Origin of the sequence: Streptomyces kanamyceticus (genome assembly GCF_008704495.1) — a bacterium.
GTDB classification, from domain to species: Bacteria; Actinomycetota; Actinomycetes; order Streptomycetales; family Streptomycetaceae; genus Streptomyces; species Streptomyces kanamyceticus.
Map to the genome: position 1 here is coordinate 8,863,432 of NZ_CP023699.1, position 17,861 is coordinate 8,881,292.

18 protein-coding genes are annotated in these 17,861 nt (G+C 72.4%); 11 read left to right on the top strand and 7 right to left on the bottom strand.

What is annotated here, in order from left to right:
• Positions 1–8 precede the first annotated feature (8 nt).
• Positions 9–1,460: a sensor histidine kinase gene (locus CP970_RS38455; protein WP_055543645.1), complete on the bottom strand. Its 1,452-nt coding sequence runs from the start codon at positions 1,458–1,460 to the stop codon at positions 9–11.
• A complete protein-coding gene (locus tag CP970_RS38460) occupies positions 1,450–2,127 on the bottom strand; it encodes a response regulator transcription factor (RefSeq protein ID WP_055543644.1) in 678 nt (225 codons plus the stop codon). Before CP970_RS38460 ends, CP970_RS38455 begins: the two co-directional genes overlap by 11 nt.
• A gap of 538 nt (positions 2,128–2,665) precedes the next feature.
• On the opposite strand from CP970_RS38460, the gene CP970_RS38465 reads away from it, so the two are divergent.
• The 5 genes from CP970_RS38465 (at position 2,666) to CP970_RS38485 (ending at position 8,280) form a co-directional block, all read left to right on the top strand.
• Positions 2,666–4,399 (top strand): ABC transporter permease, encoded by a 1,734-nt coding sequence (locus tag CP970_RS38465; RefSeq protein WP_055543643.1) that lies wholly within the window; start codon positions 2,666–2,668, stop codon positions 4,397–4,399.
• 125 nt (positions 4,400–4,524) lie between these two features.
• The gene (locus CP970_RS38470) at positions 4,525–5,880 is read left to right on the top strand and encodes an ABC transporter ATP-binding protein (RefSeq protein ID WP_079043111.1); all 1,356 of its coding nucleotides are present in this window, start codon (positions 4,525–4,527) and stop codon (positions 5,878–5,880) included.
• A gap of 36 nt (positions 5,881–5,916) precedes the next feature.
• A complete protein-coding gene (locus CP970_RS38475) occupies positions 5,917–6,153 on the top strand; it encodes a hypothetical protein (protein WP_055543642.1) in 237 nt (78 codons plus the stop codon).
• 24 nt (positions 6,154–6,177) lie between these two features.
• Positions 6,178–7,086 (top strand): endonuclease/exonuclease/phosphatase family protein, encoded by a 909-nt coding sequence (locus CP970_RS38480; protein ID WP_055543641.1) that lies wholly within the window; start codon positions 6,178–6,180, stop codon positions 7,084–7,086.
• A gap of 123 nt (positions 7,087–7,209) precedes the next feature.
• Positions 7,210–8,280, top strand: coding sequence for a hypothetical protein (locus CP970_RS38485; RefSeq protein ID WP_150494524.1), 1,071 nt, complete (start codon positions 7,210–7,212; stop codon positions 8,278–8,280).
• Positions 8,281–8,282: 2 nt separating this feature from the next.
• Here CP970_RS38485 and CP970_RS38490 read toward each other — a convergent pair whose 3' ends face one another.
• Complete coding sequence (locus tag CP970_RS38490) at positions 8,283–8,672, bottom strand: hypothetical protein (RefSeq protein ID WP_150494526.1); 390 nt, start codon at positions 8,670–8,672, stop codon at positions 8,283–8,285.
• A gap of 154 nt (positions 8,673–8,826) precedes the next feature.
• Here CP970_RS38490 and CP970_RS44455 point away from each other — a divergent pair, with 154 nt between their 5' ends.
• Positions 8,827–8,985 (top strand): hypothetical protein, encoded by a 159-nt coding sequence (locus tag CP970_RS44455; protein WP_157877818.1) that lies wholly within the window; start codon positions 8,827–8,829, stop codon positions 8,983–8,985.
• On the top strand, positions 8,982–10,040 hold the full coding sequence (locus CP970_RS38495; protein ID WP_055554818.1) for an NUDIX hydrolase: 1,059 nt from the start codon (positions 8,982–8,984) through the stop codon (positions 10,038–10,040). The genes CP970_RS44455 and CP970_RS38495 overlap by 4 nt, the downstream gene beginning before the upstream one ends.
• Before the next feature lie 73 nt (positions 10,041–10,113).
• Here the strand turns inward: CP970_RS38495 and CP970_RS38500 are convergent, their stop codons facing one another.
• Positions 10,114–10,941, bottom strand: a complete 828-nt coding sequence (locus CP970_RS38500; RefSeq protein WP_055554825.1) for a DJ-1/PfpI family protein — start codon at positions 10,939–10,941, stop codon at positions 10,114–10,116.
• Between the two features lie 105 nt (positions 10,942–11,046).
• On the bottom strand, positions 11,047–12,402 hold the full coding sequence (locus tag CP970_RS38505; protein WP_055554033.1) for a dipeptidase: 1,356 nt from the start codon (positions 12,400–12,402) through the stop codon (positions 11,047–11,049).
• A gap of 135 nt (positions 12,403–12,537) precedes the next feature.
• Between CP970_RS38505 and CP970_RS38510 the strand changes: the two genes are divergently transcribed.
• Positions 12,538–13,740 carry a geranylgeranyl reductase family protein gene (locus CP970_RS38510; protein WP_055554035.1) on the top strand — a complete coding sequence of 401 codons (1,203 nt, stop codon included), beginning with the start codon at positions 12,538–12,540 and terminating at the stop codon, positions 13,738–13,740.
• Between the two features lie 24 nt (positions 13,741–13,764).
• Here CP970_RS38510 and CP970_RS38515 read toward each other — a convergent pair whose 3' ends face one another.
• Complete coding sequence (locus CP970_RS38515) at positions 13,765–14,301, bottom strand: nitroreductase/quinone reductase family protein (RefSeq protein WP_055554037.1); 537 nt, start codon at positions 14,299–14,301, stop codon at positions 13,765–13,767.
• A 182-nt stretch (positions 14,302–14,483) separates the two neighbouring features.
• Here CP970_RS38515 and CP970_RS38520 point away from each other — a divergent pair, with 182 nt between their 5' ends.
• The 3 genes from CP970_RS38520 to CP970_RS38530 all read left to right on the top strand — a co-directional run bounded on the left by CP970_RS38520 (position 14,484) and on the right by CP970_RS38530 (position 17,305).
• Positions 14,484–15,191, top strand: a complete 708-nt coding sequence (locus CP970_RS38520; RefSeq protein ID WP_055554039.1) for a TetR/AcrR family transcriptional regulator — start codon at positions 14,484–14,486, stop codon at positions 15,189–15,191.
• A gap of 138 nt (positions 15,192–15,329) precedes the next feature.
• Entirely contained in the window at positions 15,330–16,643 is a 1,314-nt protein-coding gene (locus tag CP970_RS38525) for a sensor histidine kinase (RefSeq protein ID WP_107099077.1), read from the top strand.
• Positions 16,640–17,305 carry a response regulator transcription factor gene (locus CP970_RS38530; RefSeq protein WP_055554042.1) on the top strand — a complete coding sequence of 222 codons (666 nt, stop codon included), beginning with the start codon at positions 16,640–16,642 and terminating at the stop codon, positions 17,303–17,305. The genes CP970_RS38525 and CP970_RS38530 overlap by 4 nt, the downstream gene beginning before the upstream one ends.
• A 50-nt stretch (positions 17,306–17,355) precedes the next feature.
• Here the strand turns inward: CP970_RS38530 and CP970_RS38535 are convergent, their stop codons facing one another.
• On the bottom strand, positions 17,356–17,805 hold the full coding sequence (locus CP970_RS38535) for a nitroreductase family deazaflavin-dependent oxidoreductase (RefSeq protein ID WP_055554092.1): 450 nt from the start codon (positions 17,803–17,805) through the stop codon (positions 17,356–17,358).
• Positions 17,806–17,861: the final 56 nt, after the last annotated feature.

The following is a 17,861-nucleotide window of genomic DNA, read 5'->3' on the forward strand; positions in this document are numbered from 1 at the left end:
AACAGGTGTCACATACGGGCCGCGGGGAGGCGCAGGACGAGGAGCGCGCCGCGCGGGCTGGGAGCCACGCGCAGGGTCCCGCCGTGCGCCTGCGCGATCTCGCGGGCGATGGCCAGGCCGAGACCGGTGCCCCCGCGGTCCCGGTTGCGGTCCTCCTCCAGGCGCGCGAACCGGTCGAAGACCTTCTCCGCGGCCTCGGGCGGGATGCCGGGCCCGTCGTCGGCCACTTCGAGCACGGCCGTGCCGCTCGCCGGATCGGTCCGCGCGGTGACGCGGACCTCGGAGTCCGCGAAGCGCTGCGCGTTGTCGAGCAGATTGGCGAGCAGCCGCTCCAGCTGACCGCTGTCCCCGCGTACGGAGACGGGTGCGTCGGCCGTGAGACGTAGCGGGACCCTGGCCGAGCGGCGCCGCGCGATCTCCTCCGCGGTGAGCAGCGACAGGTCCACCAGCGGCGTCGCCGTGGTCTGCTGCGCCTTCGGCGCCTGCTGTGTGTCGAGGCGGGCCAGGAGCAGCAGATCGGCGGCGATCCGCTCCAGGCGGACGGTGCTCGCGAGGGCCTGCCGAAGGGAGGCCACCGTCTCCTCGGGATCCTGGCGCAGGAGGGCCAGTTCGAGTTCGGCGCGGACGGCCGCGATCGGATTGCGCAGCTCGTGCGAGGCGTCGGCGACGAATTGGCGCTGCAGGGTGACCGAGCGCTCCAGGCGTTCCAGGGTGTCGTTGACCGTACGGGCGAGCCGGGTGATCTCGTCCTTGCCGCCAGGCGCGGGCACCCGGCGGCTGAGCCGGTCCGCGGTGACGGCGGCGAGCTCCCTGCGGATGGCCTCGACGGGCCGCAGCGCCGAACCGGTCACGCCCCAGGAGATGAGGCCGGTGAGGACGACGACGAGCGGGCCGCCGACGAGGAGGGTGACGGCGAGCGCGTGACTGGCGTCGGACTCGGCGTTCAGCATGGTCAGCGCGTAGACGTAGCGGTCGCCCTGTGGCGAGGGCGCGCGCACCACGGCCACCACGCTGCGGTGACTCGCCGCCGCCGCGCTCTCGGAGAGCTCGCGCACCGCGGAGTCCTCGCCGCGGGCGGGGCGGAAGTCCGCGAGGCGCGCGGCGCGGGTGGCCGGGTCGGGGGCGGTGCTGGCGAGGGCGCGGCCGTGGGCGTCGAGGACGAGCACCGCGTCGACTCCGTCGTCCGGCTCCGGCAGGTCGGAGGGGAGCTTGTCCGTCCCGGTCATGAGGGCGGCGACGGTCTGCCGTGCGGCGAGCTCGGTGCGGTCGGCCGCGTTGTCCAGGACGTTGTCGCGCAGCGTGAGGTAGAGCCAGCCGCCGCCGACGGCGAGGGCGAACACCATCGTCAGTACGGCGGCGGCGGTGGCTCTGGCCCGCAGGGTGCGGGGCCGGGGCAGGCTGGGGCGGAAGCGGCGGCCCGCTCCCGTGGTGGCCGGTCCGGGGGAGGCCTCAGGGCGCATCGGGTGCCAGCCGGTAGCCGACGCCGCGCACGGTGCGGATCGTGTGGCGGTCGAAGGGCGCGTCGATCTTCTTGCGCAGGGAGCTGACGTACACCTCGACGATGTTGGGGTCGAGGTCCGCGGGCGATGCCCAGACCTCGTCGAGGATGCCCTGCTTGGAGACCGTGCCGCCGCCCGCCGCCATCAGGCAGCCGAGCACGTCGACCTCCCGCGCGGTCAGCTCGACCGTCCGCTCGCCGCGCTTGCAGAGGCGGGCGCCGACGTCCAGCGTCAGGTCGCCGACCTGCAGCGTCGAGGCCCGCTCGCGCCCGGCGCGACGGCCGAGCGCGCGCAGCCGCGCGAGCAGCACGACGAGGGAGAACGGCTTGGTCAGATAGTCGTCCGCGCCCGCGTCGAGCCCGTCGGCCTCGTCGTACTCGCCGTCCTTGGCGGTCAGGATGAGGACGAGCGCGTGGTCGTCGAGGTTCCGCAGCCGTCGGCAGACCTCGAGACCGCTGAGGCCGGGCAGCATCAGGTCGAGCACGATCACGTCGTAGCCGCCGGTCAGGGCCAGCTCGAGTCCGGAGTGTCCGTCGTGGGCGACGTCGACCCAGTGGCCGTCCGACGAGATGGCCCGGCGCAGGGTGTCGGCGAGCGCATGCTCGTCCTCGATGACCAGGATCTTCACGGCTCAAATATCACATATCTAGTAAATGGGGTGAGGATCGCCAGGGTAGGGCGGGTCTGCTGAGCTGTCTCTGAAGATCCTGAAGACGCGTTCAGGAAGGGCAGCGGGCCGCGGGGTTCCTGAAGCGGGCTTCAGCTGGCTCAGCCGGGGTTCAGTGTTCCTTCGGCATGGTGGAGAGGCGGCGCGAGGAGCGTGCCGTGTGCGGCCAGGGGCCGCCCGATGAGCAGAGGAGGTGGTCGTTGTGCCCTACGGCGACCCTCCTAGTCGCGCGTCACGCCGCCGCGTCCGCTAGCGCGCTCTCCTGGGGCGGCGCTCAGCCACCGTGCCCCCTCCGGCGCCCGGCCGACGAGGCGGCTCGCCCGCCGCCCGCGCCCCGCGCAGTGGCGGACCCGCGTCCCTCACCCGTATCCGCGGTTTCCGCGACCCCCGCCCCCGCGCGGGCCCGCCGCCGTGCTGCCGTACCGCCGTGCCGTCCCGCGATGACATCGCGCCGCGCCACCGCCGCCGCCAGGCCCGCACTACCCACCGGGTTCCCCTCATGTCGAAGCTCCGCCAGTTCCCCTCCCGCGGCGCCGTGCGCGTCGCCCGTATGCGCCCCGTCGACCTCCTCGTCCTGCTCGGCGTCGTGGCCGTCTTCTACTGCGCGGCCCGGATCGGCGCTTCCGCCGACCAGCCGTACGACGCCGCCGCGCCGCCCGTCGTCTCCACCGATCCGGGCCAACTGCCCTACTACGCGGGCCGTTCGCTGCTGCGGATGTTCGCGGGCCTGGTGCCCGCCGTCCTGTTCACCATCGTCTTCGGCACCTGGGCGGCCCGCTCGCGGCGCGCGGCCAAGGTCATCGTGCCTGCCATCGACATCCTTCAGTCGGTGCCGGTGCTCACCTTCCTGAGCATCACCGTCACCGGGTTCATCGCGATGTTCCCGCACTCCACGATCGGGCTCGAACTCGCCTCGGTCTTCGCGGTGTTCACGGCACTCGTGTGGAACATGGCGATGGCCTTCTACCAGTCGCTCACCACCCAGTCCAGGGAACTGGACGAGGCCGCGCGGCTGATGCGGCTCACCCGCTGGCAGCGGTTCTGGAAGGTGGACGTGCCCAGCGGCATGATCGCCCAGGTCTGGAACGGCATGATCAGCTTCGGCGCGGCCTGGTTCGCGCTCTCCGCCTCCGAGACGATCAGCGTCAACGGCAAGGACAACGGCCTGCCGGGCGTGGGCTCCTACGTGGCGCAGGCCCTGGACAACGGCCAGGGCGGCCGCGTCGCCCTGGCGGTCGTCGTCATGATCACGATGGTCGTCTCCGTCAACTTCTTCTTCTGGCGGCCCATCACGGCATGGGCCGAGAGGTTCCGCACCGAGGACTGCGAGATCGCCGAGCAGCCCCGCAGCTGGTTCCTGAACCTGCTGCGCCGCTCCACCCTGCCCGCGCTGCTCGGCCGCGTGCTGCGTCCGGCCGGTGAGCGGCTCGACCGGGCCATGCGCGTCCTCGGCACGAGCCCCGGGCGGCTGCGGCACGACCCGGTCCGCCGCAGGCGTGCCGACCTGGTCTTCCACGTGCTCTACGCGATGGCCGTCGGTCTGATCGTGTGGCGGGCGTTCGCGTACATCCTCGACAACGTGCCGGTCGGCGAGATCGGGCACGCGGCCTGGCTCGCGCTCATCACGTATGGCCGGGTCATGGCGCTCGTGGTCTTCGCCACCCTGGTCTGGGTGCCGATCGGTGCCTGGATCGGGATGAACCCCAAGGTCAACCGGATCGCCCAGCCCGTCGTGCAGGTCCTGGCCTCCTTCCCGTCCAACTTCCTCTTCCCGCTCGCCGTCGTGGTCCTCGGCGCCTCCGGCATCTCCCTCAACTGGGGCGCGATCGCCCTGATGGCGCTCGGCGCGCAGTGGTACGTCCTGTTCAACGTGATCGCGGGCGCGAGCTCCATCCCCGGAGACCTGCGCGAGGCGGCCGACGACCTGGGGCTGCGGGGCTGGCTGCGCTGGAAGCGGCTGATCCTGCCCGCGGTGTTCCCCTCGTACACGACCGGCGCCCTGACGGCGTCCGGCGGCGCCTGGAACGCGTCCATCCCGGGCGAGTCGGTCTCGTACGGCACCACCACGCTGACCGCCGTCGGCATCGGCGCGTACATCACCCAGGCAACGGACTCGGGAGACTTCGCCCGCAACTTCCTCGGCGCGGTCGTGATGAGCGTGTACGTGGTCGTCATCAACCGGCTGGTGTGGCGCCGTCTGTACCGCTACGCGCAGAACCGGTGCGCGCTGTGATCCGGCGCTGCCTCGCGATCAGGCGCTGCCCGCTCGGCCCGCGCCTCCACGACCGCGCCCGCCCTGACCCCGGCGCCAGCGTCACCTATCCCCGTCACCTCACCGCATCCCTGAGGAGCACCCCCATGAACGCCTCCGCCACCACCCCGACGGTCGTCAGCGAGCGGGACCCCGGCGCCCGCACCCCGGTCATCACCGTGACCGGTCTCTCCAAGGACTTCACCGCACCCTGCGGGGACCGGCTGCCGGTCCTGAAGGACATCGGCCTCACGCTGCACGAGGGCGAAGTCGTCGCGCTCCTCGGCAAGTCGGGCTCGGGCAAGTCGACGCTGCTGCGGCACATCGCGGGGCTCCTCGCCCCCACCAGCGGCACCGTGCACTACCGGGGCAGCCAGGTGAACGGCCCCAACCCCGGCACGGCCATGCTCTTCCAGTCCTTCGCCCTGATGCCCTGGCTGACCGTGCAGCAGAACGTCGAACTCGGGCTGCAGGCAAGGGGAGTGGCGGCCGCCGAGCGCAGGGAGCGGGCCCTCGGCGCCATCGACATGGTCGGCCTCGACGGCTTCGAGAACGCCTACCCCAAGGAACTCTCCGGCGGCATGCGCCAGCGCGTCGGGTTCGCCCGCGCCCTGGTCGTGGAGCCGGACGTGCTCCTCATGGACGAGCCGTTCTCGGCGCTCGACGTACTGACCGCGCAGACGCTCCGCAACGAACTCCTCGAACTGCTCACCCACCCCGAAAGCCCCACCCGCACCGCCCTCCTGGTCACCCACTCCATCGAGGAGGCCGTACAGCTCGCCGACCGGATCCTCGTCCTCGGCACCGACCCCGGCACCATCCAGCGCGTCCTTCCGGTGGACCTGCCCCGGCCCCGCAACCGCCACACCCCCGGCTTCGGCACCCTCGTCGAGGACGCCTACGAGGCCCTGACCGGCGAGCGCTCAGGGACCGCGGGCGCCGAGGGGCACGACCCGCTGTGGGGCTCGGCGCCGCTGCCGCGCGCCGAAGTGGACACCCTCGCCGGTCTCCTCGAAGAGGTGGACGGCAGGGGCGGCGCCGTCGAACTCGCCGTCCTGGCCGACGCGTTGTCGTACGAAGTGGACGATCTGATGCCGCTCATCGAGGCGGCCGAGTTGCTCGCCTACGCCAGGATCGGGGCCGGGAAGCTCACGCTGACCGCCACCGGGCGCGGTTTCGCCCGCGCCGACATCCTCACGCGCAAGCACCTCTTCGCGGCGGCCTCGCTGGCCAACGTGCCGCTCATCGCCACCGTCCGCACGCTCCTGACGGCCTCCGACAACGGACGGCTGCGCGAGCGCTACCTCCACGACCGGCTCGACGCGAGCGGCGCGCAGCACGCCCAGGCGCGCGGGCTCGACACCGCGATCGCCTGGGGCAGGTACGCCGAACTCTTCGAGTACGACGCCCGCGACCGCGTCCTGCTGCTGCCCGCGGAGAGCCGCCCCGGCCACGCCGCCTGACCCGCCGTACCCCTCATTTCATTGGAGGCGCATCCCATGAATGCTCTGAAGCTGAATGCTCTGAAGCCCGTAAGGACCCTCACCCGGTCGGGTCCTGCGGCCGCCGCGCTGACCGGCGTCTCGGCCGCGCTGCTCGCCGCCGTGAGCTTCGCCCCGCCCGCCGCGGCGTACGTCATCTGCGGCGCGCTGCTCGGCGCCTCGGTGACCGCCGTGGGGTTCGCCCTGGTCGGCTGGGGCGCCTGTGCACGGCGCGCGGCCGGCGGCCGGATCTGAGGGCGGCAGACGGTACGACCACTCATGCGCATCGTCCTCCCCGCCTTCCTCCTCGCGGGACTGCTCGCCTTCCCCGGCGTCGTGCCCGACGCGCCGGGCCACATCGGCAGCCTCGTCGAGACCGCCCTGCCCTGGTTCGGCCTGGGCATCCCGTTCCTCGTCCTGGGGGCGGCGCTGCGCCGCTCGCGCACGGGCCTGGCCGCCGCGCTGGTCCCCGCGACGGTCTGGGCGGGCCTCTTCGGCCAGGCCCTCCTCCCCGAACAGGCCCCGGCGCAGGCCGACGTCCAGGTCCTGACCCTCAATGTCGGCGGCGACCGGACCGCCCCGCGCGAGGTCGCCCGCCAGGTGATCGACACACACGCCGATGTCGTGGCCCTGGAGAAAGTGCCCAGAGCCGCGATGAAGGAGTACGAGAAGCAGCTCGACGCCACCTATCCCCACAACGCCACCCGCAACACCCTTGGCCTGTGGTCGCGTTACCCGCTCACGGACGTCGAGGCGCTGCACCTGGGCGGCGCCTGGCCGCACGCGCTGCGCGCCGTCGCCCGTACTCCCGGCGGTGACACGGCCGTGTACGCGGTGCGCCTGCCCTCGGTGAGGGTGACCCCCGGCAAGGGGTTCGCCGTGCGCGACCGGGACGCGAGCGCCGCCGAACTCGCCGAGCGGGTCGACGCCGACCCGGTACGGCGCGTGGTGCTGCTCGGCGACCTCAACGGCAGCCTGCGCGACCGGGGCCTCGCCCCGCTGGCCCGCGACCTCACGGACGCGCGGGAAGGGGCGGGCAGGGGGACCGGGTTCACCTGGCCCGCCGCGTTCCCCGTCGTCCGCATCGACCACGTCCTGACGCGCGGTCTCGAGGCGACCGGCACCAGGGTCCTGCCGGACCTCGGCAGCGACCACCGCCCGGTCCTGACGGGACTGCGCTTCAGATAGCTCAGCGGGCGTTCAGGAACGACACCACATCATCAAAAGGCCGCACCGCACGGCAGCGAGCCACACCACACGACACCACACCGTACGGACTCGGAATCCGCTCCCGCAGAAAGGCAGTTTCCCATGGCGCCGACAGCGATGGATGTCCCGGCGGGTTCCGCCGTGGCGCGCGTCCACGACCCCTCGGACGAGCCACGCCCGCCGGGCTTCCTGCCCGAACGCCTGCCCGCGCAGGTCCTGGCGGGGGCATGGACCGACCTGGACGTACTGGCCCACGCCGCGGCCGTGGCGCGCGCTCCCGAGGAGGCCAGGAAGCTGGTCGAGCGCTCGGGCAGAGCGGGCGAACTCGCGGTCCTGCGCCAGCGTGTCAACCGGCTCTCGCCGCCGCGGGCCAGGGCCGCCGCGATGCGCGTGGCCGTCATCGCGGCGGCCTGCGGCTGGTCCGACCTCGACCCTCTCGCACCGGAGTCCCGGCGGGTCGCGCGACAGGACTTCCTCGGACTGTGGGCCTCGCTCGCCCACCGCGGCGACCACGAGAGATTCGTGGCGCTGCCCACGCTCGCCCTGCTCAACTGGGCCCCTCGGCACAAGTCGCAGCGCACCAGGACCACCGACCAGCTGGCCCGCTGCGAGGTCCTCGTGCCCATCGTCCGCTGGTCGCCAGCGGGTCAACCGCTGTCCCGCATCGACCGGTTCATGCTGGCCGCGGTGCGCCTGGAGGCCCAGGGGATCTGGCTGCTGCGCATCGCCGAGAGCCTGGCGGGCCGGGGCCCCGGCGACGAGACCGTGGCCATGGCGCTGTGCAGGTTCACCCGCATCCAGCACGTACTGCGCGGACAACTGCGCACGGAGACGGTGAAGTTGGCGATGGCGCCGACGACCGCGCAGCAGCGGGGCGTGCTGCGCTCGCTCGCCGAGCGGGGCGCGCTGGAGCCGCCGATCCTCCTGGCGGCGGACACCGTCCTCGGCATCGGCGGCCGCCAGGGCGGCACGAGCCGTCAACAACTGCGCCGCCACCTGCCCGCCGAGCACCGCTGCCGCCTGTCCGCCCTGGACCGCGACTGCGCGCCCCTGCGCACCCTGGCACACCGCAGCGGCCCCGACGCGGACGCCTACCGAGAGGCCCAGGAATCACTGATCGTGCTGCGCCGCACCTACACGGAGCTGGTGCACACGGCCATGGCGCCGGGCTGACGTCAGAGCCGAACGGTCAGCGCGGGCGGCACGATCAGGTGTCGCGCCCGGTGCTCAGCCGCGGCCGTCACCGCGTAGAGGGCGGCGCCCTCAGATCTGGCAGGCCGCTCCAGGTTCTCCTGGCACGCTGTGCACCGAGGGCACGCGGGGTCGAAGTCGGGGAGCAGATCCGTGTGTTCGCGCCCCATGTGATGGCCGAGAGCCAGCTGGGCGGACAGGCCCGAGTCGAACGGGTCGCAATCCACCACCCCTGACGTGGTCAGCTCGGCCTCCGCGACTGCCTCCCGGGTGGCGATCATCCGCTGGTAGAGGCTCGTGCACTGGTCGCAGGCCATCAGCCACGCCGGAGGAACCGGCCACAGCTCACTGTCGTTCAAGTCGTCCGCCGCCATGAGCCGTGAGCCTAGACCCGACAGCGGCGTGGCGGCCTCGTCTCCAGCCAACAACAGCGGCTGTTGGACCTCGACCGGTACCCGACGCGGGACGGCGCGCATGGGCCACGGACCGCCGGGCATTGAAGGCACATACAGTGAGGTGACGCTCGCCATGGAAGAGCGGATCGTGGAGTACCTTCAGTCCGTTTGGGAGAAGGAGGTAGTGGGGGCCGGACTGTGTACGCCGCCGTTTCCCATCTCGTCCCCAGATGATCTTCTGAATGAGGCTCCGCCGCTGTTCAGCGGCCTTCCAGCGCTGGAGAATGAATGATCGTCTGGATCAACGGCGCGTTCGGTGCGGGCAAGACCAGTGCCGCACGGGAACTGATCGAGCTGATCCCGAACAGCACGCTGTTCGACCCCGAGGTCATCGGCGGCGCCCTGCCGTACCTGCTGCCGCCCAAGCGCCTCTCCGAAGTGGGCGACTACCAGGACCTGCCGATCTGGCGCCGCCTCGTCGTCGACACGGCGGCCGCGCTGCTCGCCGAGGTGGGCGGCGTCCTGGTGGTGCCGATGACGCTGCTGCGCCAGGAGTACCGCGACGAGATCTTCGGGGGTCTCGCCTCGCGCAGGATCTCCGTACGCCATGTCCTGCTCGCCCCGGACGAAACGATCCTGCGCGCGCGAATAACCGGCCGCGACGTGTCCCTGGAGCTGCCCGACGGAGAGCAGCCCGACGGTGACCTGCGCGTGCGGCAGTGGTCGTTCGATCACATCGAGCCCTACCGCGCGGCGCTCGCTGGCTGGCTCGGCACCGACGCCCACCGCGTCGACACCAGCGCCCTCACCCCCTACGAGAGCGCCAAGTGCGTCGCCGAGGCGATCCGCACCGGCGCCGCCGCCGTCTGCGACATCGTGCAGACGCCCGAACCCACCGCGGAGACCGTCGCCGCGGGCGTGCTGCTCTTCGACGAGCGGGACCGGGTGCTGCTCGTCGACCCGACGTACAAGGCGGGCTGGGAGTTTCCCGGCGGCGTCGTCGAACCGGGCGAGGCCCCCGCGCGCGCGGGCGTGCGCGAGGTCGCCGAGGAGACCGGCATCCAGCTCACCGGAGTTCCCCGGCTGCTCGTCGCCGACTGGGAGCCGCCCGCGCCGCCCGGGTACGGGGGGATGCGGTTCCTCTTCGACGGAGGGCGGCTCGACAGCGATCAGGCCCGTCGCATGCTGCTCCCCGGACCCGAACTGCGCGGCTGCCGCTTCGTCACCGAGGAGGAAGCCGCCGTCCTGCTGCCCGCCGTCCGCTACGAACGGCTGCGCTGGGCCCTGCGCGCGCGGGAGCGCGGCGCCGCCCTCTACCTGGAGGCAGGTGTTCCGGTCGGGGGCTGAGACGCGACGTCACGTGGCTGCGACGTCAGGCGCCCGCGACGGCAGGTCGCCGCGTCGTCAGGCGCCTTCGACGTCACGTGGCCGCGTCGTCCAGCAGCTTCAGCGCCAGCTCCCGCGTCGCCGCGTCCGCCTTCTCCGGACTCCCGGTGTCGTACGGCGGCTCCGGGTCGTACTCGACCGCGAGCTGCATCGCCTGTGCCACCTTCTCGTCGGACAGCCGGGCGGCGAGATGGAGACCCATGTCGATACCGGCGGAGACCCCGGCGGCCGTGATGATCTTCCCGGTCTCCACGAAACGCCCCGGCGTGTACGTCGCGCCCGCGTCCTTCAGGAACGGGCGCGAGGCCCAGTACGTGGTGGCGGGCAGACCGCGCAGCAGACCGGTCGCCCCGAGGATCAGCGAACCCGTGCACACCGACGTCGTCCACACCGAACGACGGTGGATGCGGCGGATCCAGTCGTGGACCTCGGTGTCGGCCATCATCGCCAGGACACCGCGGTTCCCGCCGCCGGGAATCAGCAGCACGTCGGCCCGGCGCACGTCCCGCATCGCCCGCTCCGCGACCAGGCTCAACTCGCCGGTGTCCGTGCGGACGGGCCCCTTCCCGGCGCGGCCGACCATCGTCACCCGCACGCCCGGCACACGGCACAGCACCTCGTAGGGGCCCACCGCGTCCAGCGCGGTGAACCCGTCGTAGAGCAGCACCGCCACTTGGACGCGCCCGTCACCGGCCGCAGCACCCTCACCGGACGCCGCACCTTCGCCGGAGGCCGCCCACGCGGGCCCGGCCGTCGCCCCGGCGGCGACGACCCCCGCCCCCACGGCCCCGGCCGCCGCGCCCCGCAGCAGCCCGCGACGGCTCGGCTTCCGCCGTGTCTCATCCGTCTCATCCGCACTCATGACCGACCAACGCCCCTCGCTCAAACAGCAGTTGACGTACCAGTAGTCGTACGTCACCACGGCCGGGTTCCCGCGAGGGGCGAAGTCGTCGGATGAGTGCCGCGGTCAGCTCGCCGCGTACTTCCGCAGGAACAGCGCCTCGGCGACGGAGAGCCGCTCCAACTCCTGAGGAGACACGCTCTCGTTGACCGCGTGGATCTGCGCCTCGGGCTCGCTCAGACCGATCAGCAGGATCTCCGCCTCCGGGTAGAGCGAGGCGAGGGTGTTGCAGAGCGGGATCGAGCCGCCCTGGCCCGCGTACTGCATCTCCTCGCCCGGGTAGGCCTCGCCCATCGCCTCAGCCATGGCCGCGTACGCCGGGCTCGCCGTGTCCGCGCGGAACGGCTGGCCCTGCCCGATCTGCTCCGTGCGCACCCGCGCGCCCCACGGAGTGTGCGCCTCCACATGAGCCATGAGCAGCTTCGTCGCCTCGGCGGCGTCCACGCCCGGCGGCACCCGCAGGCTGATCAGCGCCCGCGCGCCCGCCTGCACGGACGGGGTCGCGCCGACCACCGGCGGGCAGTCGATGCCCAGGACGGTGACGGCGGGGCGGGCCCAGATCCGGTCGGCGACCGTGCCCCCGCCGATGAGCTCGACGCCGTCGAGGACCTTGGCGTCCTTGCGGAAAGCGGCCTCTTCGTACTGAAGACCGTCCCAGTCGGCGTCGCCGGTCAGGCCGTCGACCGTCGTCGAGCCGTCCTCGGCGCGCAGCGAGTCGAGGACGCGCACCAGCGCCGCGAGCGCGTCGGGTGCCGCGCCGCCGAACTGCCCGGAGTGCAGATTGCCTTCGAGGGTGTCGACGCTGACACGCACGAGCGTCATGCCGCGCAGCGTCGAGGTCACCGTGGGCGTGCCCACCCGGAAGTTGCCCGCGTCGCCGATCACGATGGTGTCGGCGGTGAGCAGTTCGGGGTGCTCCTCCGCGTACCGCTCGAGACCGCCCGTGCCCTGTTCCTCCGAGCCCTCCGCGATCACCTTGACGTGCACCGGCACGCCGCCGTTCGCCTTGAGGGCGCGCAGCGCGAGCAGGTGCATGATGACGCCGCCCTTGCAGTCGGCGCTGCCGCGGCCGTACCAGCGTCCGTCGCGCTCGGTGAGCTCGAAGGGCGGGGTGGCCCAGGCGGCCTCGTCGAGGGGCGGCTGCACGTCGTAGTGCGCGTAGAGCAGGACCGTCGGGGCGCCCTCGGGGCCCGGCAGGCAGCCGTACACCGACTGCGTTCCGTCGGGGGTGTCGAGCAGCGCGACGTCCTCGAAGCCCTCGGTGCGGAGCGCGTCGGCCACCCAGTTCGCGGCGGCCTCGCTCTCGCTCTTGGGGAACTGCTCGAAGTCCGCCACCGACTTGAAGGCCACCAGTTCGGTGAGCTCCGCCTTCGCCTTCGGCATGAGTGAGGCGACGGTCTCGGCGATCGGATTCGGCGACATGGGCACGCTCCTCGTAGGTGCGACGTTGTACGTGTGGGTACATGTGATCCTCCCACAGGCGGCGCTCCGAAGGGGTCGCCGTAGGATGCCTGGGGAAAGCGCGGCCAACAGCTGGATCAGGAGCGGTAGACCAACGTGAGCAGCGAGAACACAGCGGACGACGCCCGGCACGTGTGGGATGTCGTGGTGGTCGGAGCGGGCCCCGCGGGGGCCTCGGCGGCCTACGCGGCAGCCGTCGCGGGACGCAGCGTCCTGCTCCTCGAGAAGGCCGAACTGCCCCGCTACAAGACGTGCGGCGGCGGCATCATCGGTCCCTCGCGCGACTCCCTGCCGCCCGGCTTCGATCTGCCCCTGCAGGACCGGGTGCACGCGGTGACGTTCTCCCTGGACGGCAAGTTCAGCCGCACCCGCCGCTCGCGGCAGATGCTGTTCGGCCTGATCAACCGCCCGGAGTTCGACCAGCAGCTCGTCGAGCACGCGCAGAAGGCGGGCGCCGAGCTGCGCACCGGCGTCACCGTCGCGCGCGTGGAGCAGCACGGCCCGGACGTGCCCGACCGGCGTACCGTCGCCGTCATGCTGCAGGGTGGCGAGACCGTCCTGGCCCGCTCGGTGGTCGGCGCCGACGGCAGCGCGAGCCGCATAGGGGCGCACGTCGGCGTGAAGCTCGACCAGGTCGATCTCGGTCTGGAGGCCGAGATCCCGGTGCCGAAGACCGTCGCCGAGGACTGGGCGGGCCGCGTCCTCATCGACTGGGGCCCGATGCCGGGCAGTTACGGCTGGGTGTTCCCCAAGGGTGACACGCTCACCGTCGGCGTGATCTCCGCGCGCGGCGAAGGCGCTGCCACCAAGCGGTACTTGGAGGACTTCATCGCCCGGCTCGGCCTCGCGGGCTTCGAGCCCAGCATCTCTTCCGGGCATCTGACGCGCTGCCGCGCCGACGACTCGCCGCTCTCCCGCGGCCGGGTCCTGGTCTGCGGCGACGCGGCGGGCCTCCTGGAGCCGTGGACCCGCGAGGGCATCTCCTTCGCCCTGCGCTCCGGCCGCCTCGCGGGGGAGTGGGCGGTGCGCATCGCCGAGGCGCACGACGCGGTGGACGCGCGGCGCCAGGCGCTGAACTACGCCTTCGCGATCAAGGCGGGGCTCGGCGTCGAGATGAGCGTGGGCCGCCGGATGCTCCAGGTCTTCGAGCGCCGCCCGGGCATGCTGCACGCGGCGATCACCGGCTTCCGTCCCGCGTGGAACGCGTTCGCGAGGATCACCCGCGGCTCGACGACCCTGGCCGAACTGGTCCGCACGCACCCGCTCGCGGGCCGCGCCCTGGGGACGCTGGACCGCTAGGGCCGGGGAGGCCGCGGGGAGGCCCTACTTCCCCTGGCCGTCGCCCTCGCCCTTGCCCTTTCCGTGCTTCTTCGCGCCCATCACGGTGATCCGGAAGACGGGGTGATCGGGCGCGGCCGCCAGGATCTCCTCGTCGGAGGACTTGGCGGTCACGCCCTTGAAGTACTGGTTGACCTCCCAGCCCCACCGCTCCAGATAGCCGCGCAGCAGCGGCAGCTTCTCGGCGTCGGGCACCTCCACCGCGGTGAACTCCCGCACCTTGCGCCCCACACGCAACTCCCCGCCACCCGCGACGCGCATGTTCCGCACCCACTGGGAGTGCCCGCGCGCCGACACGAGGTACTGGCCCTGGCCGCCCTGGTCACCCAGCTCGCCCTTGTGCGTGTACGGGTTGACGGGAATGCGCTGCATCTTGCCGCTCTTGCGGCCCCGCACGGAGAGCTCGGCGCTGCCCATCAGGCTGACTCCGTGCCGCGCGAGCCAGCCCATGACGCTGTTGAGGCGGACGGTGAGCGGGCTGCCCTTGAGGTAGTACGGGGGCGGAGTCGCGGACGCGGACATGTGGACCTCCAGCGGGTGGCACGGACCGGGGTTTCGAGAGCGCTGCTCTTGCTTGAGAGCAGTGTGTCGGAGATTGGCGATCCAAAGCAAGAGCAGTGCTCTCTAAAGTGTGCACTGCTTCTGAACATGTGCACCGCTCCTGAATGTGTGCACCGATCCACCCCCGTGGCAGACTGGTCCACATGAGCCGCAACACCAGTGTCACCAAGGGAGCCCGGGCCCGAGCCCGCGAAGAAGTCACCGTGGCGATCAAGGACGAAGCCCGGAGACAGCTCGCTGCCGAGGGCGCCGCCAAGCTCTCGCTGCGCGCCGTCGCCCGCGAGCTCGGCATGGTCTCGTCCGCGCTCTACCGGTACTTCCCCAGCCGTGACGACCTGCTGACCGCGCTCATCATCGACGCGTACGACTCGATCGGCGCCGCCGCCGAGGCCGCGCACGCGGAAGTCGCCGGGCAGGAACCCGTACGCCGGTGGACGGCGGTGTGCGAGGCGGTGCGTGTCTGGGCGCTGGCGCATCCGCACGAGTACGCGCTCATCTACGGCTCGCCCGTGCCCGGTTACCGTGCGCCGGACTCCACGGTGCGGGCCGCCGCGCGGGTGGGGCAGTTGCTCGTCGACATCGTGCGGGACGCCCATCGGGGGCGGGGGATCGCCGTGCAGCCCCTGCCCGGCGGGTTGCGTACGGAGGGGGAGCGGCTCGCGGCCGATCTGGCGCCCGACCTGCCGCCTGCCGCCGCCACCGCGATGGTCGCGGCGTGGGCGCAGCTGTTCGGCCTTGTGGGTTTCGAGGTGTTCGGGCAGTTCAGCCGGGTGGTCGAGGACCGTGAGGCGTTCTTCTCGCACGCGGTGACGCAACTCGCCCGAGGCGTGGGGCTGTTGCCGCAGGGGTGAGCGCCGGGAACCGGAAGCGGGGAGAAGAGGAAGCGCGCCCGGCACCGCCTACTCCCACCGCGTACTCCCACGGGAGTACGCGTGATCACCACGCCCGTCGGACGCCCCCGGGCCGCCGCCCGGTCTAGCGTGGCCGCCATGGACGAGCAGCGCGAACGCAGGGCCGACGGTCCGTCCCCGGGATGGGGCGGACCGTCGATGTGGCGGCACGGGCCGCCGTGGTGGAACCAGGGCGACGGCGCGAGCGGGGGCCGTCGGCTGCCCTGGCTGACGACGCTCGCGCTCACCGTGTTCGTCCAGATCGGCTCCGGGTTCGCCGGGCACGCCCAGAGCGGACGCGAGCAGCTCGACCCCTACGCCAGGGTGCTCCTGTTCCTGGCCACGGCGGTGCTGCTGTTCCGGCACCGCTTCCCGCGGTCCGTCGCCTGGGCCACCGCCGGACTCACACTGATCTACATCGGCGCCGGATACCCGTACGGACCCGTCTTCCTCGCCGTCGCCGTGGGCTGCTTCGCCGCGGTCGTGGCGGGCCACCGCCGTGCGGTCTGGAGCGCCGTGGGCGCGCTGTGGGCCGGACACCTGCTGATCGCGCACTGGCTCTACCGGTGGCTGCCGCCCGGCGACGACGGCGCGAGGCCCTGGAGCGAGGAGGTCGCGGTCGCCGTCTGGGTCGTCGCGATCGTGGCGGTGTCCGAACTCGCCCGCGTGCGCCGTGAACAGTGGGTCAAGGAGGGCGCCGAGCGCGCGCAGGCCGCCAGGCGGCGTGCGGACGAGGAGCGGCTGCGGATGGCGCGCGAGCTGCACGACGTGCTCGCGCACAGCATCTCCGTCATCAACGTCCAGGCGGGCGTGGGCCTCGCCCTGCTCGACTCCGACCCCGAACAGGCCCGCACCGCGCTGACCACCATCAAGGCGGCGAGCAAGGAGGCGCTCGGCGAGGTGCGCCAGGTCCTCGACACCCTGCGCGCCCCCGGCGACGCGCCCCGCGCCCCCGCGCCGGGCCTCGACCGGCTCCCCGAACTCGTCGAGCAGGCGCGGAGCACGGGCCTCACCGTCGACGTCACCACCGAGGGCGCCCGCGCGAAACTGCCGCCCGGTCTCGACCTCGCCGCGTTCCGCATCGTCCAGGAGGCGCTGACCAACGTCGTACGGCACTCCGTCTCACGCCACGCGCGCGTGCTGGTGCGCTACGACAAGGCGAAGTCGGACCGCGGCGCGCCTGGCAACGCCGCCGCACTCACCCTGCGCATCGACGACGACGGCCCCGCCACCGGCACCGACGCGGGCGGCAGCGGCAACGGACTTGCCGGGATGCGGGAGCGCGCCGCGGCCCTGGATGGCACGATCGAGGCGGGCCCGCGCCCGGACGGCGGCTTCCGCGTGACCGCCGTACTGCCCCTGGTGGCGGACCGGGACGCCACGACCCGCACCGCACCCCGGGAGGACCAGTGATCCGCGTACTGCTCGCCGACGACCAGTCCCTGGTCAGGGCAGGCTTCAAGGCGCTCCTCGACGCCCAGGCGGACATCGCGGTGGCGGGGGAGGCCGCGGACGGCGAGGAGGCGGTGCGGCTGGTGCGCGAGCTGCGCCCCGACGTCGTCCTGATGGACATCCGCATGCCGCGGCTCGACGGCCTCGCGGCGACCCGGCGCATCACCGAGGAGCCGGACCTGGACGGGGTGAAGGTGGTCATGCTGACCACCTTCGAGCTCGACGAGTACGTCTTCGAGGCGATCCGCGCCGGGGCGTCCGGCTTCCTCGTCAAGGACACCGAGCCGGACGAACTGCTGCGCGCCGTAAGGGCCGTGGTCGAGGGCGACGCGCTGCTCTCGCCGGGGGTGACGCGCCGTCTCATCGCCGAGTTCGCGGCCCGCTCCAAGGAGCCCGCGGCCGCCGACGCGCTCGGCGAACTCACCGAGCGGGAGCGGGAGGTGATGGCGCTGGTCGGCGTCGGCCTCACCAACGAGGAGATCGCCCGCCGCCTCGTCGTCAGCCCGCTCACCGCGAAGACCCACGTCTCACGCGCGATGGTCAAACTCCACGCCCGGGACCGTGCCCAGCTCGTCGTCACCGCGTACGAGACGGGCCTGGTGCGGCCCGGCTGGCTGGGATGACGGCCCGTACGAAGGAGAAGTCGAAGCGGTAGGGAGGAAGCGTCGGGTTCCTACCCGCTCGCGGGCGGCTCCAGTACGAAGACGGGGATCACCCGGTCGGTCTTCTCCTGGTACTCGGCGTACTGCGGAAACGCGGCGACCGCGCGCTCCCACCACTCGGACTTCTCGTCCCCGGTGATCTCACGGGCCGTCATGTCCCGGCGTACGGCCCCGTCTTGGAGCTCCACGTGCGGGTCGGAGATGAGGTTGAAGTACCAGACCGGGTGGCGGGGGAAGCCGCCCTTCGAGGCCACGGCCGCGTACCGCCCCTCGTGCTCGACGCGCATCAGCGGGATCTTGCGGATCTTGCCGCTCTTCGCGCCCCGCGTCGTGAGGATGACGACGGGCAGGCCCGTGTCCCAGAGCGTCGATCCCTCGGTGCCGCCCGAACTCTCGTACAACTCGACCTGATCGCGGATCCATTGCGCCGGACTCGGTCCGTACTCGCCCTCAAGAGGCATCGCCTTCACCCCATCGTCACGTCATGAAGTGTGCTGCCCCACAGGTGGTCGGGTAA

Excerpts from the sequence above, each read along its gene's own strand:
- CP970_RS38490 (WP_150494526.1), bottom strand. The coding sequence starts at position 8,672 with ATGGCGGCGGACGACTTGAACGACAGTGAGCTGTGGCCGGTTCCTCCG.
- CP970_RS38465 (WP_055543643.1), top strand. The coding sequence starts at position 2,666 with ATGTCGAAGCTCCGCCAGTTCCCCTCCCGCGGCGCCGTGCGCGTCGCC.
- CP970_RS38495 (WP_055554818.1), top strand. The coding sequence starts at position 8,982 with ATGATCGTCTGGATCAACGGCGCGTTCGGTGCGGGCAAGACCAGTGCC.
- CP970_RS38515 (WP_055554037.1), bottom strand. The coding sequence starts at position 14,301 with ATGTCCGCGTCCGCGACTCCGCCCCCGTACTACCTCAAGGGCAGCCCG.
- CP970_RS38470 (WP_079043111.1), top strand. The coding sequence starts at position 4,525 with ATGAACGCCTCCGCCACCACCCCGACGGTCGTCAGCGAGCGGGACCCC.
- CP970_RS38500 (WP_055554825.1), bottom strand. The coding sequence starts at position 10,941 with ATGAGTGCGGATGAGACGGATGAGACACGGCGGAAGCCGAGCCGTCGC.
- CP970_RS38455 (WP_055543645.1), bottom strand. The coding sequence starts at position 1,460 with ATGCGCCCTGAGGCCTCCCCCGGACCGGCCACCACGGGAGCGGGCCGC.
- CP970_RS38505 (WP_055554033.1), bottom strand. The coding sequence starts at position 12,402 with ATGTCGCCGAATCCGATCGCCGAGACCGTCGCCTCACTCATGCCGAAG.
- CP970_RS38535 (WP_055554092.1), bottom strand. The coding sequence starts at position 17,805 with ATGCCTCTTGAGGGCGAGTACGGACCGAGTCCGGCGCAATGGATCCGC.
- CP970_RS38525 (WP_107099077.1), top strand. The coding sequence starts at position 15,330 with ATGGACGAGCAGCGCGAACGCAGGGCCGACGGTCCGTCCCCGGGATGG.
- CP970_RS38480 (WP_055543641.1), top strand. The coding sequence starts at position 6,178 with ATGCGCATCGTCCTCCCCGCCTTCCTCCTCGCGGGACTGCTCGCCTTC.
- CP970_RS38475 (WP_055543642.1), top strand. The coding sequence starts at position 5,917 with ATGAATGCTCTGAAGCTGAATGCTCTGAAGCCCGTAAGGACCCTCACC.
- CP970_RS44455 (WP_157877818.1), top strand. The coding sequence starts at position 8,827 with ATGGAAGAGCGGATCGTGGAGTACCTTCAGTCCGTTTGGGAGAAGGAG.
- CP970_RS38520 (WP_055554039.1), top strand. The coding sequence starts at position 14,484 with ATGAGCCGCAACACCAGTGTCACCAAGGGAGCCCGGGCCCGAGCCCGC.
- CP970_RS38485 (WP_150494524.1), top strand. The coding sequence starts at position 7,210 with ATGGCGCCGACAGCGATGGATGTCCCGGCGGGTTCCGCCGTGGCGCGC.